This window comes from Streptomyces sp. NPDC029044 (assembly GCF_040637495.1).
GTDB lineage: Bacteria > Actinomycetota > Actinomycetes > Streptomycetales > Streptomycetaceae > Streptomyces.
In genome coordinates, this window is the sequence record NZ_JBEZWN010000055.1 from 39,715 (window position 1) to 53,169 (window position 13,455).

Annotated in this window: 13 protein-coding genes; 6 read left to right on the forward strand and 7 right to left on the reverse strand. The window is 73.0% G+C overall.

Annotated features, from left to right (window positions below; translation table 11 throughout):
* Window positions 1-108: 108 nt before the first annotated feature.
* Genes AB0E85_RS31160 through AB0E85_RS31170 form a run of 3 tightly spaced genes read right to left on the reverse strand, consistent with a single transcriptional unit; the run spans window position 109 to window position 2,224 of the window.
* Window positions 109-867 (reverse strand): class I SAM-dependent methyltransferase, encoded by a 759-nt coding sequence (locus tag AB0E85_RS31160; protein ID WP_361934142.1) that lies wholly within the window; start codon window positions 865-867, stop codon window positions 109-111.
* Window positions 864-1,517 (reverse strand): DUF2064 domain-containing protein, encoded by a 654-nt coding sequence (locus AB0E85_RS31165; RefSeq protein ID WP_361934145.1) that lies wholly within the window; start codon window positions 1,515-1,517, stop codon window positions 864-866. Before AB0E85_RS31165 ends, AB0E85_RS31160 begins: the two co-directional genes overlap by 4 nt.
* The gene (locus AB0E85_RS31170; RefSeq protein WP_361934186.1) at window positions 1,514-2,224 is read right to left on the reverse strand and encodes a glycosyltransferase family 2 protein; all 711 of its coding nucleotides are present in this window, start codon (window positions 2,222-2,224) and stop codon (window positions 1,514-1,516) included. Before AB0E85_RS31170 ends, AB0E85_RS31165 begins: the two co-directional genes overlap by 4 nt.
* 128 nt (window positions 2,225-2,352) lie before the next feature.
* On the opposite strand from AB0E85_RS31170, the gene AB0E85_RS31175 reads away from it, so the two are divergent.
* Complete coding sequence (locus tag AB0E85_RS31175; protein ID WP_361934148.1) at window positions 2,353-3,078, forward strand: response regulator transcription factor; 726 nt, start codon at window positions 2,353-2,355, stop codon at window positions 3,076-3,078.
* A gap of 2 nt (window positions 3,079-3,080) precedes the next feature.
* Window positions 3,081-4,193 (forward strand): HAMP domain-containing sensor histidine kinase, encoded by a 1,113-nt coding sequence (locus AB0E85_RS31180; protein WP_361934151.1) that lies wholly within the window; start codon window positions 3,081-3,083, stop codon window positions 4,191-4,193.
* A 120-nt stretch (window positions 4,194-4,313) separates the two neighbouring features.
* Here AB0E85_RS31180 and AB0E85_RS31185 read toward each other — a convergent pair whose 3' ends face one another.
* Window positions 4,314-5,432 carry an acyl-CoA desaturase gene (locus AB0E85_RS31185; RefSeq protein ID WP_361934154.1) on the reverse strand — a complete coding sequence of 373 codons (1,119 nt, stop codon included), beginning with the start codon at window positions 5,430-5,432 and terminating at the stop codon, window positions 4,314-4,316.
* 7 nt (window positions 5,433-5,439) lie between these two features.
* Window positions 5,440-6,495: a ferredoxin reductase gene (locus AB0E85_RS31190; RefSeq protein ID WP_361934157.1), complete on the reverse strand. Its 1,056-nt coding sequence runs from the start codon at window positions 6,493-6,495 to the stop codon at window positions 5,440-5,442.
* An 86-nt stretch (window positions 6,496-6,581) separates the two neighbouring features.
* On the opposite strand from AB0E85_RS31190, the gene AB0E85_RS31195 reads away from it, so the two are divergent.
* Window positions 6,582-7,721: a helix-turn-helix domain-containing protein gene (locus tag AB0E85_RS31195; protein WP_361934159.1), complete on the forward strand. Its 1,140-nt coding sequence runs from the start codon at window positions 6,582-6,584 to the stop codon at window positions 7,719-7,721.
* A gap of 196 nt (window positions 7,722-7,917) precedes the next feature.
* Here the strand turns inward: AB0E85_RS31195 and AB0E85_RS31200 are convergent, their stop codons facing one another.
* Complete coding sequence (locus AB0E85_RS31200) at window positions 7,918-8,919, reverse strand: NAD-dependent epimerase/dehydratase family protein (RefSeq protein WP_361934162.1); 1,002 nt, start codon at window positions 8,917-8,919, stop codon at window positions 7,918-7,920.
* 124 nt (window positions 8,920-9,043) lie between these two features.
* On the opposite strand from AB0E85_RS31200, the gene AB0E85_RS31205 reads away from it, so the two are divergent.
* Together AB0E85_RS31205 and AB0E85_RS31210 are read left to right on the forward strand one after the other, a co-directional pair.
* Window positions 9,044-9,775 carry a flavodoxin family protein gene (locus AB0E85_RS31205; protein WP_361934165.1) on the forward strand — a complete coding sequence of 244 codons (732 nt, stop codon included), beginning with the start codon at window positions 9,044-9,046 and terminating at the stop codon, window positions 9,773-9,775.
* Between the two features lie 130 nt (window positions 9,776-9,905).
* Window positions 9,906-11,336 carry a DUF1996 domain-containing protein gene (locus AB0E85_RS31210; RefSeq protein ID WP_361934168.1) on the forward strand — a complete coding sequence of 477 codons (1,431 nt, stop codon included), beginning with the start codon at window positions 9,906-9,908 and terminating at the stop codon, window positions 11,334-11,336.
* A 76-nt stretch (window positions 11,337-11,412) separates the two neighbouring features.
* On the opposite strand, the gene AB0E85_RS31215 is transcribed toward AB0E85_RS31210, so the two are convergent.
* Window positions 11,413-11,982, reverse strand: a complete 570-nt coding sequence (locus tag AB0E85_RS31215) for an isochorismatase family cysteine hydrolase (protein ID WP_361934189.1) — start codon at window positions 11,980-11,982, stop codon at window positions 11,413-11,415.
* A gap of 221 nt (window positions 11,983-12,203) precedes the next feature.
* Here AB0E85_RS31215 and AB0E85_RS31220 point away from each other — a divergent pair, with 221 nt between their 5' ends.
* The gene (locus AB0E85_RS31220) at window positions 12,204-13,319 is read left to right on the forward strand and encodes a winged helix DNA-binding domain-containing protein (protein ID WP_361934171.1); all 1,116 of its coding nucleotides are present in this window, start codon (window positions 12,204-12,206) and stop codon (window positions 13,317-13,319) included.
* Window positions 13,320-13,455: the final 136 nt, after the last annotated feature.

Consider the following 13,455-nt stretch of genomic DNA (forward strand, 5'->3'; position numbering starts at 1 on the left):
CGCGGTCCGCCGCCGCGAGTGGGCGATGTACGTGCGCGTACCGGCCGCCCTCTCCGGACTGCTGCTGCTCGTGTGGTTCCCGCTGATCAGCGGCGCGGTGGAGCGGCGCTACCGGTCCGCCACCGGCCTGCCCGCAGACGTGTTCCTCGCGCGCTGGCTGCTGATCACCGCCGTCCTCTTCGGCGGCTCGGCGCTGCTGCTGATGGTGCGGCTGCTGCGGCTGCGCAGGGCGGCGAAGTGCCGTCCGCCGGCCGTCCACTGACCCGCCCGCTCCCAGCCCCGCGCGTACCCGAGCAGCGCCCGGGTGCCCAGGCGCGCCCACGGGAAGGGGTCGCCGGTGGTGGCACGGGCGTCGGTGATGTGCACGCGCACGCGTTCGTCGACGTCCGCCGGGACCGTCTCGGCGATCAGCAGGCCCCCGGGGCGCAGCAGCCCGGCGACCCGCTCCAGCAGGGCACGCGGGTCGCCGCCGATGCCGAGGTTGCCGTCCATGAGCAGCACGGTGTCCCAGCGGCCCTCGCCGGGCAGCTGCTCGAACACCGACCGCCGCAGCGCCTGGCCCCCGAGCCGGGCGGTGTGCTCCACCGCGGCCTGGCTGACGTCGATCCCCAGGGCGGCCTGCCCCCGGGCGGCCAGTTCGGCCACGAGCCGCCCGGGCCCGCACCCCACGTCCAGTACGGCCCCCTCGCACCGGTCCAGCACGTCCCGGTCGACCGGGTCGGCCCCGGCGCACCAGCGCTCCACCTCCAGCGGCAGCAGCCAGCCGTCCGTGCGCCGCAGGAACAGCGGGCCGCGGCCGGCGCGCAGGGCGGCGTCGTAGGGGTCGGCGGCGGCCCACGCCAGGGCGGTCGCGGACGGGGCGCTCATCGGGGACCGACCGGGCGGGGACCCGGCCCGGTGGCCGGTGTCCCGGCCGCCGGGCACCGCGCCAGCCGCGCCGCGAAGCGCCCGCCGGGGGCGAGTGCGGCGACCGCGTGGGCGTCGGCGGCGGTGTCGACGTCGCGCAGGGGCGGCAGGTCGCGCACCCGCAGTCCCGCGGCGGCCAGCCGCTCCCGCTGCACGGCACCCGTCACCGCCGTCGACATGGGCACGCCCCGCAGCAGAGCGGGATCCGGGCGCGCAAGACCGAGGGCCCAGAAGCCACCGTCCTCCGCCGGGCCGAACCAGGCGTCGCAGCCGGCGAAGTCCACGGTGAGCAGCTCCGGGGTCACCTGCGGGGTGTCCATGCCGATGAGCAGGGTGGGGCCGGCGCAGCCCGCGAAGGCCTCCGCAAGCCGTTCGTCGAGACCGCCCGCACACTGCGCCACGACGTCGAAACCCGGTGGCAGCCAGGGGCCGGGGGCACCGTCGAGGACCAGGACGCGCCGGGTGGCGGGCGTGGCGGCCACGGCGTGCAGTGTGTCCGCGAGGGCCGCTTCGGCCAGTTCGGCCGCCTCCCCGGGCGTGAAGGGCGGTGTGAGGCGCGTCTTCACCCGGCCCGGTCGCGGCTCCTTGGCGATGACGAGGAGTGTGGTCAACGGACGGTTCCCCCTTCGCGCGCGGTCGTTGCCGTCTCGCGGGCGGGCGGTTCGGCCAGCACGCGGCTCATGTCCCGTACGGCCTGCCACGTACCGCGCCACGTGCCCGTCACCTTCGAGGCCCCCGCACGCGGCAGGTACGGCACGTCGTACTCGGCGATCCGCCACCCCGCGTCGGCCGCGCGGACGACCATCTGGAGCGGATAGCCGCTGCGCCGGTCGCTGAGGCCGAGGGCGAGCAGCGCCTCCCGCCGGGCGGCGCGCAGCGGGCCGAGGTCGTGCAGCCGCAGCCCGGTGCGGCGGCGCAGCATCCGCGCGAGCGCGAGATTGCCGGCCCGGGCGTGCGGCGGCCACGCGCCCCGCCCCTGCGGACGCCGCCGCCCGAGCACCAGGTCGGCCCCGCCCTCGCGCACGTCGCGCACGAAGGGGACCAGGAGCCCCGGGTCGAGGGAGGCGTCGCAGTCGCAGAAGCACACCACCTCGGCGGTGGCGGCCGTCAGCCCGGCGTGGCAGGCCGCGCCGAAGCCACGCCGCGGCTCGTGCACCACGGTCGCGCCTTTCGCGCGGGCGATGCCGGCCGAGCCGTCCGTGGAACCGTTGTCGACGACGAGTGCGCGCCAGCCCGGCGGAATCCGTTCGAGCACCCAGGGAAGGGCCTCGGCCTCGTTCAGGCAGGGCAGCACCACGTCGACGTCCGGAGGTGTCATCGTCACGGCTTCACCCTACGAACGCGAATCGGGCATAACGGGCCATCGCTCCTTACGAAACGCGGACGTCGGGCGGCCGGATCGGTCCCCGGGCCCCGCCGGGGGCGGCCTGGTGCCAGGCTGGAGGCATGCAACAGCCGTACGAGCCCCCCGGGACCACGGGCGCGGCCCCCAGGATCCTGGTCGTCGACGACGATCCGACCGTCGCCGAGGTCGTCGCCGGATACCTGGACCGCGCCGGTTACGCCGTCGACCGCGCCGACGACGGCCCGAGCGCTCTCACCCGCGCCGCCGCGCGCCGCCCGGACCTCGTCGTGCTCGACCTGATGCTGCCCGGCATGGACGGCCTGGAAGTGTGCCGGCGGATCCGCGGCCAGGGCCCCGTGCCCGTCATCATGCTCACCGCCCGCGGCGACGAGGACGACCGCATCCTGGGCCTGGAGGTCGGCGCCGACGACTACGTCACCAAGCCCTTCAGCCCCCGCGAACTCGTCCTGCGCGTCGAGTCGGTGCTGCGGCGCAGCCGCCCCGCGGCCACGGGGGACCGGCTGGGAGCGGCCGGTCTGACCGTCGAGCCGGAGGCCCGCCGCGCCACCAAGAACGGCACCGAACTCGCCCTCACCCTCCGCGAGTTCGACCTGCTCTCCTTCTTCCTGCGGCACCCGGGACGTGCCTTCGGCCGCGAGGACCTGATGCGTGAGGTCTGGGGATGGGACTTCGGTGACCTCTCGACCGTCACGGTCCACGTCCGCCGCCTGCGCGGCAAGGTCGAGGACGACCCGGCCCGGCCCCGCCTGATCCAGACCGTCTGGGGCGTGGGCTACCGCTTCGAACCCGGTGAAGGGGACGACTGACCGTGCGCGACAACCTCCTCATCGCCCTGTACGCCTTCGCCGGTGCCGCCGCGACGGGACTGGCCGGAGCGGGGGTCCTGCGACTGATCCGCCGCCGCTCGCTGACCGTCTCCCTCGCGGTGGTGGCGGCGGTCGGCGTCGTCGCGATGCTCGCGGGCACGCTCATCGTCGCCTGGGCGATGTTCCTGTCGCGGCACGACCTGACCGTCGTCACGACCGTCGTCGCCATGGCGGCCGTCGTCTCCCTGGCCACCGCGCTCCTGCTGGGCCGCTGGGTCGTGGCCCGCAGCCGTGAACTCGCCGCGGCCGCACGCTCCTTCGGCGACGGCGGTGACTTCGCCGCCCCCGACGGGCCCGCCACCGCCGAACTCGCCGCGGTGAGCCGTGAGCTGGCGGCCACCAGCGCCAGACTCGCCGAGTCCCGGGAGCGGGAACGCGCCCTGGAGACCTCTCGCCGTGAACTCGTCGCCTGGATCTCCCACGACCTGCGGACCCCGCTGGCCGGTCTGCGCGCCATGTCGGAGGCCCTGGAGGACGGCGTCGCCGCCGACCCCGCCCGCTATCTCCGGCAGATGCGGACCGAGGTCGAACGACTCAACGACATGGTCGGCGACCTCTTCGAGCTCTCCCGCATCCACGCCGGGACGCTGGCCCTGACCCCCACCCGGATCTCCCTGTACGACCTGGTCGGCGACGCCCTGGCCGGTGTCGACCCCCTCGCCCGCGCGCACGGGGTCCGGCTGGTGGGCGGCCGGGTCGAGCCGGTGCCGGTGGAGGTGGACGGCAAGGAGATGAGCCGGGTGCTGGGCAACCTGCTGGTCAACGCGATCCGCCGGACCCCGGCCGACGGCACGGTCGCGATCGCCGCCGAGCGTATTCCCGAGGGCGTCGTCCTGTCCGTGACGGACGGCTGCGGCGGCATCCCCGAGGAGGACCTGCCGCGCGTCTTCGACACCGGCTGGCGCGGCACGCACGCCCGGACGCCCCCGGCCGGCGCGGGCCTCGGCCTGGCCATCGTGCGCGGCATCGTGGAGGCCCACCAGGGCCGGGCCGGCGTACGCAACATCCCCGGGGGCTGTCGCTTCGAGGTCGTGCTGCCCGCGGCGGCATCCTGACCTCGGGCGGGCTCCGCGTTCGAGTCCCGGCCCGCGCTCCGGCCGCCGCGCCCGCGGTCCCGTCCGGCCGGTCGGGACCGCGGGCGCGCCCGGCTCTCGCTCCGGCGACGGTACCGGGATTCAGGCCGCGACGAGCTCCTGCTCGCGGTCCGGCGTCGGGGCGCTGGGCCTCTTGTTCGGCAACGAGAGCCGGAAGACCTTGCGCCACGCGGAGAACACCTGCTTGGGCAGCGGCCCGGTGACGTACTCCAGCTCGTACTTCTCGAACAGCGCACGCACCTTCACAGCGACCTCGGCGTACCGGTTGCTCGGCAGGTCGGGGAAGAGGTGGTGCTCGATCTGGTGCGACAGGTTGCCGGTCATGAAGTGCATGGCCCTGCTGCCGCTGATGTTCGCCGAGCCCATCATCTGGCGCAGGTACCACTGGCCCCGCGTCTCGCCCTTGATCGACCGGCGCTCGAAGACCTGCACGCCTTCGGGGAAGTGCCCGCACATGATCACCGAGTGGGACCAGAGGTTGCGGACCAGGTTGGCGGTGAACGTGGCGGCGAGCGTGGGGAGGAACGACGGGCCCGACAGCAGCGGGTGGATCACGTAGTCCTTGAGCACCTGCTTGCGGATCTTGCGGCCGACGGCCTTGGCCCGCGCGCGGAACTCCGGGTTCTTACGGCGGTGCTTGCTCAGGTTCCTGCCGAGTTCCAGGTCGTACGCCGCGATGCCGTACTCGAAGAAGCAGGCGTTGATGAAGTTCCACAGCGGCTGACCGAGGTGGAAGGGGTGCCACTTCTGGTCCTCGTCGACGCGCATGATGCCGTAGCCGAGGTCGTTGTCCTTGCCGATCACGTTGGTGTAGGTGTGGTGCAGCTCGTTGTGCGAGTGCTTCCACTGGTCGGCCGGCGAGACGTGGTCCCACTCCCAGGTGGTGGAGTGGATCTTCGGGTCCCGCATCCAGTCCCACTGGCCGTGGAGGATGTTGTGGCCGATCTCCATGTTGTCCATGATCTTCGCCACGGACAGACCCGCGGTGCCGAGCACCCACGCGGGCGGGAAGAACGAGAAGAGCAGCACGCCCCTGCTGACCAGTTCGAGCTTGCGCTGCGCCGAGATCACCTTGCGGATGTAGGCGGCGTCCTTCTCGCCACGGCCGGCGATCACCTCGTCGCGGATCGCGTCGAGCTCGCGGCCGAGCTCCTCGATCTGCTCCGCGGTCAGGTGGGCGGTGGGGTCGATAGCGGTCAAGGTGTTCCTACCGTTCGATGTCGCAGGGGCCCGCGGCGGCGGACACACAGGTCTGGATGAGGACGCCCGGCTCGGCCTCGGTGATCTCGCCGGTGCGCAGGTCGCGGACGGCGCCCGCCTTGAGCGGTGTGACGCAGCCGAAGCAGATGCCCATGCGGCACCCGGAGGGCATGAGCACACCGGCTTCCTCGCCGACGTCCAGCAACGGCGTGGCGCCGTCCGCGTCGACGGTCCTGCCGGTGGCGCTGAACGTGACCTCACCGCCGTCGCCCGTGGCGACGACGGTCGGCCGGAAGCGTTCGGTGTGCAGGCGCTCCGGCACGCCGTGCCCGGCCCAGTGCTTCTCGGCGGCGTCGAGCAGGCCCGCGGGCCCGCACGCCCAGGTCTCGCGCTCGGCCCAGTCGGGCACGAGTTCGTCGAGACGGGTGATGTCGAGCATGCCGTCCGTGTCGGTGTGCACCTCGGTGAGCCGCAGCCTGCCGTCCGCGACCAGGTCGTGCAGTTCGCTGCGGAAGATCACGTCGTGCGGCTGTGGCGCGCAGTGGACCATGACGACGTCGTCGAAGGCGGTGTCACGCAGCATGCCCATCACGGGCGTGATGCCGCTGCCGGCCGTCAGGTAGAGCACCTTGGCGGGCCTGGGCCGCGGCAGTACGAAGTCACCGGTCGCCTGGTCGAGCTGGATGAGCGTGCCCGGCTTCACCCTGCGGACCAGGTGGTTGCTGACCTTGCCGTCCGGGATCGCCTTCACGGTGATCGTGACGCGGCCGTCCCGGCGGTGCGTCGGAGAGGTGATCGAGTAGGCACGCCACAGGCGCACCCCGTCGACGTCGACGCCGATCCGCACGTACTGGCCGGCCGTGTGGCCGCGCCAGCCACGACCCGGCCTGATCACGATGGTCGCGGCGTCACCCGTCTCGGGGTGCACGGCCTCGATGCGTCCACGCAGGTCAGCGCCCGCGCGCAGCGGGCTGACCAGGTCGAGGTAGTCCGACGGCAGCAGCGGCGTCGTGACCATCTCCAACATTTTCCACGCCCTGCTGCGGAGGGCTGCACTCGTCATGACTCCAGCTTGCTGCGTCTCAGGGCGTAAAGTCCTGACCGTAGGACGTGAATCTGGGCGGCAGAATTGTTCGCAGGGAATGAATCGTGAGCCATGTAATCCGGAGAGCCAGCGAACTGGCCTTGGATGAGGCGACGGTCACCGCACTCCGGGCCGCGCTGAAGACCACCGCCGACGAGGTCGTCCAGGCGATCATCGACGAGGTACCTCCCTACGCCAACGCCCTCTCGGGCCACATGGGCGCCACCATCCGCCGAGCGGTCCGCACCGCCCTGGGGCACTACCTGGACCTCGCGAGCGGGAACGCCACAGGCGGCGACGGCGGTGACGCGGCCTACGAGCTGGGCCGCGGCGAGGTCCGGGACGGCCGTTCGATGGACGCCCTGCTCAGCGCCTACCGCGTCGGAGCCCGCGTGGCCTGGCGATGCCTGGCAGCGGGTGCCGTACCCGCAGGTCTGCCCGCCGCCGAGGTCGCCAAGTTCGCCGAGCTGACCTTCGCCTACATCGACGAGCTCTCCGCCGCGAGCGCCGCGGGCCACGCCGACGAGCTGGCCGCCCAGGGGAGGGCCCACGAGCGTCACCTGGAACACCTCGCCCGCGACCTGCTCGCCGGCGCGAGCCCGGACGTGCTGCTCGTCTCGGCTCAGCGGGCCGGATGGCAGCCTCCGGTGGCACTGACCGCCGTCCTGCTGCCCGCTGCCCAGACCCGGCCTGCCTACCGCGCGCTCGACCCGAGCACCCTCGTCCTGGACGACCTGCCGGACGCGACCGGCGTGCTGCTCGTCCCCGACGCCGACCGAGCACATCTCCTGCGGCAGCTGACCGACCGCACGGCCGTGGTCGGCCCGGCCCGGCCATGGACGCGTGCGTCCGCCTCGTACGCGCGAGCCGCACGCGCGCGCTCCCTCTCCTCAGACATCCGCGACACCGAGGACCACCTGCCCGAGCTGGTACTGAGCGCCGACGTGGAGGCGTTCGCAGACCTGCGTGCCCGAGCCCTCGCACCGTTGCGGACCTTGCCCGACGCGACCGCACGGCGGCTGGAGGAGACGTTGCGGGCATGGCTGCTGCACCAGGGCAGGCGGGAGGAGGTGGCGGCGGCGTTGTTCGTCCACCCCCAGACCGTCCGGTACCGGATGTCGCAGCTGCGGGAGCTGTTTCCGGATCTCGCCTCGCCACACCGGGTGCTCGAACTGACGCTGGCGGTCGGTCTCGGGGCCGGCTGACGCGAACCGGGGTTGCCGTGCAGACCGGACAAGGCCGCGGGAAGCCCCCCGCGGTGCTGTCTTTGAGAAGCGCCGGCGTCCCTCATGTCTCGTCCCTGCCGGGAGTCCGTGACGGCCGCTGCCGGGGTGCTTGCCGGGTGCCGCGACCGGCGATGACGGGGGCCATGGGCGCCACCGGCCTCACCGGGCCGGCCGCCTACGCGCCCCGCATCCCCGCCCGCGCGAACTCCGTCATGCCCTCCTCGAAGCCGACCGCCGGCTTCCAGCCCAGCTCCGCCCGCAGCCGCGAGGAGTCCGCGGTGATGTGCCGTACGTCCCCGAGCCGGTACTCACCCGTGACGACCGGCTCGGGTCCGCCGTGCGCGGCGGCCAGCGCCCGGGCCATCGCGCCGACGGTGTTCGGGGTACCGCTGCCGGTGTTGTACACGGTGAGCGCGCCCGGAGCGGCCTCGGCCTCCAGCGCCACGGCGTTCGCCGCCGCCACGTCCCGGACGTGCACGAAGTCCCTGCGCTGCCGCCCGTCCTCGAACACCCGCGGGGCCTCGCCCCGGGCGAGCGCCGAGCGGAAGAACGAGGCGACCCCGGCGTACGGAGTGTCCCGGGGCATGCCGGGCCCGTACACGTTGTGGTAGCGCAGTGACACCGCCGACCCGCCGGTGCAGCGGGCCCAGGCGGCGGCCAGGTGCTCCTGGGCGAGCTTGGTCGTCGCGTACACGTTCCGCGGATCGGCCGGGGCGTCCTCGCCGACCAGCCCGGGGGAGAGGTCCGCCCCGCACACCGGGCACGGCGGCTCGAACCGGCCCGCGTCGAGCGCGGCCACGGCCCGTGGCCCGGGCCTCACCACCCCGTGCCGCGCACACGCGTACCGTCCCTCGCCGTACACCACCATCGACCCGGCGAGCACGAGGGTGGGGACGCCCGCCTCCGCCATGGCCGCGAGCAGCACGGCCGTCCCGAGGTCGTTGTGCGCGACGTAGTCCGCCGCGTCGGCGACCCCGTCGCCCAGCCCGACCATCGCGGCCTGGTGGCACACGGCGTCCACACCGGCCAGGGCGCGGCCCACGGCTGCGGGGTCCCGCACGTCCGCCGCGGGATCCTCCCGTACGTCGAACACGACCGCCTCGTGCCCCCGCTCCCGCAGGGCGGCGACCACATGGGACCCGATGAACCCGGCACCGCCGGTGACCAGTACGCGCATACGGGCACGCTAGGCGCCCACGGCCGCTGCCTCCCGGGAACGCGGCCGTACGTCATGACTCCGTAAGACGGGCACGGGTGTGCCGGAACGCGACAAACCGGACCCGGCACGAGACCCTGCCCCCATGACAGCCCCCTCCGCACCCGGCACGGCGCACCGTTTCGACGACCTGACCGCCCTCTACGTCAACTGCACCCTCAAACCGTCCCCGCAGCGCAGCCACACCCAAGGCCTGATCGACAGGAGCCGGTCGATCATGGACAACGCCGGCGTGACCACGGAGCTGATCCGTGCCGTCGATCACGACATCGCGCCCGGCGTCCACCCGGACATGACCGAGCACGGCTTCGCGACGGATGTCTGGCCGGCGCTGTACGAGAAGGTCATGGCGGCGGACATCCTGGTCCTGGCCGGCCCCATCTGGCTGGGCGACAACAGCTCCGTCACCAAGCAGGTCATCGAGCGCCTCTACGCCTGCTCCTCGCTGCTCAACTCCCAGGGGCAGTACGCCTACTACGGCCGGGTCGGCGGCTGCCTCATCACCGGCAACGAGGACGGCATCAAGCACTGCGCGATGAACGTCCTCTACAGCCTCCAGCACCTCGGCTACACGATCCCGCCCCAGGCGGACGCCGGCTGGATCGGCGCGGCCGGCCCCGGACCGTCGTACCTGGACCCGGACTCCGGTGGCCCGGAGAACGACTTCACCAACCGCAACACCAGCTTCATGACCTGGAACCTGATGCACATCGCGGCCCTGCTGAAGCGTGCCGGAGGGGTCCCCGCCCACGGCAACCAGCGCTCCCAGTGGGATGCCGGGTGCCGCCCCGGAGCGGACAACCCCGAGCACCGCTGACCGGCGCGCGGGCGCCGGGGTGCCAGTTCTTACGCGATGGTGACGCCCCGTCGGAACCCGTGGTCCGCCCTCGTCCCAGGGGCCACGGTGGTCACATCTGACACACCTGACGGACGAACGGAAGACCACCATGAACCAGGGACACAGGCGCAACCGGAAGCGCCGTAACGCGATCGTCCTGGTCGCCGGACTGGCCGCGGGCGGGGTCGGACTCTCGCTGGTCGCCATGCAGGCCAACGCGACCGACGCCCCTCGTGCCACCACCCGCGCGGCCTCACCCATCTCCTGCCCCTCGGTGGCCGACCGGCTGCCGGACGTGCCCTCGCAGGCGCGCGCCGAGGTCGACCGCAACCTGCGCCTGCTCCAGTCCCAGATCACCGAGGCCGGGAACCGGCTGGCGGCCACGCGCGGCCAGGGCGGTGCGGACTTCGTGCAGAACGCCATCCTGGGCCCGCTGAAGGACAAGCGGACCGCCACCGTCGACCGCATCGCCATCGCGATCAGCCGCACCGGCGCGCCCCGGCCGCAGGGCCTGAGCGGCCTGGCCGCGTGCACGCTGGCAGGCGCAGGTCAGGGCGAGCAGGGGCAGGGCCAGCAGGGGCAGGGACAACAGGGGCAGGGGCAGGCGGGGCAGCAGGGGCAGGGAGCGAGCCCGTCTCCGGCCGCCGGCAACGGCCCCGTGCCCGAGGACTTCGTGGACATCACCAAGGTCACCCCCAACGTGCCCGCCCGGCCCCGCGACGGCCGCAACGCCTCCAAGGGCGCCTTCAAGACCCGCTGCGGTGTCAACGCGGAAGGCAGGCACAACTCCGACAACGTGATCGTCGCCCCGGGGGTGGGCAACGGAGCCCACCACACCCACGACTACGTCGGCGCCATCGGCGTCGACGCCTTCACCACCGACGACACCCTCGCCGCGGCCCGCACCACGTGCACCAACGGCGACCGGTCGACCTACTACTGGCCCGTGCTGCGCGACCGCAGCGGCGTCGAGGAGGCGGACGCGGACAAGCCCGGTGGTGGAGCCGAGGGCAACATCGGCAAGATCCTCACCCCCACGTCCGTGAGCCTCACCTTCGTCGGCAGTCCCACCACCAAGGTGGTCGCCATGCCGCGCTTCCTGCGCATCATCACCGGCGATGCCAAGGCCAACGCGAACGGCGGCGCCAACGCCAACGCGGCCTGGTCCTGCACCGGCTTCGAGAACCGCGTCCAGCTCAAGGACAAGTACCCCATCTGCCCCGCCGGCAGCCAACTGGTCCGCACCGAGCGCTTCCAGAGCTGCTGGGACGGCCGCAACACCGACAGCGCCAACCACCGCAGCCACGTCGCCTTCGCCGACGCCCGGGGCAGGTGCCCGGCCGGGTTCAAGGCGGTCCCGCAACTCGTGCAGCGCCTCACCTACAGCGGCCTGGCCGGCAGCACCGCCTTCGCCGTGGACAGTTTCCCCGAGTCGCTGCACAAGCCCGTCACCGACCACGGAGACTTCATCAACGCGATGCCCGAGCGGCTGATGAAGCAGGCGGTCAAGTGCATCAACTCCGGCCGCCGCTGCGGCTGAACCGGGGGACCCCGGTGTCGAGCCGCACCCGGTCGCTGCCGTGCCGAGCGGAGCGTGCCTCCCGTACAGGAGGGCCTCAGGCCTGGTGGGGCTCGAACTCGGTCTCCTTCGCCGTGGTGATCCGGGCACCCATGTTGCGTTCCATCATCTCCAGGGCGGCGGACGCCAGGTGGGGATGGATGGAGGCGACGGCGTCCTTCGGCACCGTCACCTCCAGATGGCGGATGTGCGCGTCCAGGGCGGAGTAGAGGACGCACTGCTCGGTGACCTGTCCGGTCAGCACCACGTGCCCGACGCCCAGGCTCCACAGGAGATAGGACAGGGGCGTCTCGAAGAAGACCGAATGGCGCGCCTTCATGACGAAGAGCGACCGGTCGTCGGGCCGGATCGGCTCGATCAGGTGGGCGTTCGGCTGCGAGAGAGCCGCCTCCAGCAGCTCTCCGTGGTGCGAGCGCCACAGCCCGAAGTTGTCGTTCACATAGATCACGGGGACGTCCGCCTCACGGGCCCGGCCGAGCAGTTCGGTCAGGACCGGCACGACCCCCTCGGCGGACGGCACGAGGAGCTCGGCGTCCTCGTGGTCGTAGGTGTTGATCATGTCGATCACGATCAGAGCCGCCCGCGCCGGGTCCGCGCCTCGTTCCATGCCCTCCACCGCCCGTCCGGTGCTGTCACTCATGGGGTGCGGTGGGATGCGGCGGGGGTGGGCGTCGGAGCATCGGATCTCCCGAGTGGTGCGGGTGGTGCGGGTTCCGGGAATGTACTGCTGAGTACCCGGCAGTGCCGTGGGCCTAACGGCCCATGAACACCGCCCGAAGCCCGAAGTCGCGGACAGAACCTGTCCGCAATCCCCGCTACCGTGCCCCCATGACGAACACCAAGCGGAGCGTCACCGGCACGGCACCCCTGCTCGGCACCCGTGCTCTGAACCGTGCGACCCTCGACCGCCAGTTGCTCCTGCGCCCCGCCCCGCTGTCCGTCGCGGCGGCCGTCGAGCATCTGGTCGGGCTCCAGGCGCAGAACGTCAAGCCGCCGTACTACGCGCTCGCCGCCCGCCTCGACGGGTTCGCACCCGAGGCGCTGTCCCGGTTGATGGCGGACCGCGAGGCCGTCCGGATCGTCACGATGCGCTCCACCATCCACACCCACACCGCGGACGACTGCCTCAGCCTGCGACCGCTGGTGCAGCCCGCCCGGGACCGGGAGCTCGTCACCTTCCGCAAGGGACTCGCCGGTGTCGACCTGGACCGGCTCGCCGCGATCGCCCGCGACCTCGTCGAGGCCGAGCCGCGCACCATGACACAGCTGCGCGAGGCCCTGATCCGGGAGTGGCCCGACGCCGAACCGCAGGCCCTGGCCGTCGCCGCCCGCTGCCGTCTCCCGCTCGTGCAGGTGACGCCCCGGGGGCTGTGGGGGCGCAGCGGGCAGGTCCGTCTGACCACCGCGGAGCACTGGCTCGGCCGGCCCGCGCAACCGGCACCCGCGCCCGACGCGGTCGTCCTGCGCTACCTCGCCGCCTTCGGCCCGGCCTCGGTGCGGGACATGCAGGCCTGGGCCGGAATGACCCGGCTGCGTGACGCCTCCGAACGCCTCCGCCCGCGGCTCGTGACCTTCCGGGACGAGACCGGCGTCGAACTCTTCGACCTCCCGGACGCCCCCCGCCCCGACCCCGAGACCCCCGCACCGCCGCGCTTCCTGCCCGAGTTCGACAACCTGCTGCTCTCGCACGCCGACCGCACCCGCGTCGTCCCGCCCGAGCACCGGGGCCGTTCGTGGCAGGGGAACCTGGCCCACCGCACGCTCCTGGTCGACGGCTTCCTGGCGGGGCTGTGGCGGCTGGAGGAGGACGCGCTCGTGATCGAGCCCTTCGAACGCCTCACCCGGGCCCGGCGGAACGAGGTCACCACCGAGGGCGAGCGGATGCTGCGGGTCATGCACCCGGGGTCGTCGTACGACATCCGGTTCGGTGTCGTACGGGGCTGAATGCGCTGTCCGGACATGGAGAGGGGGCGTTGCGGGCCGCTACACCGAGAGCCCCGGAGGACTCGTCATCCGCACCAGCGCCCCGGACAGCCCCGACCGCGTCTACGGCTGGCGCATGCGCGGCTACGGACTCGAA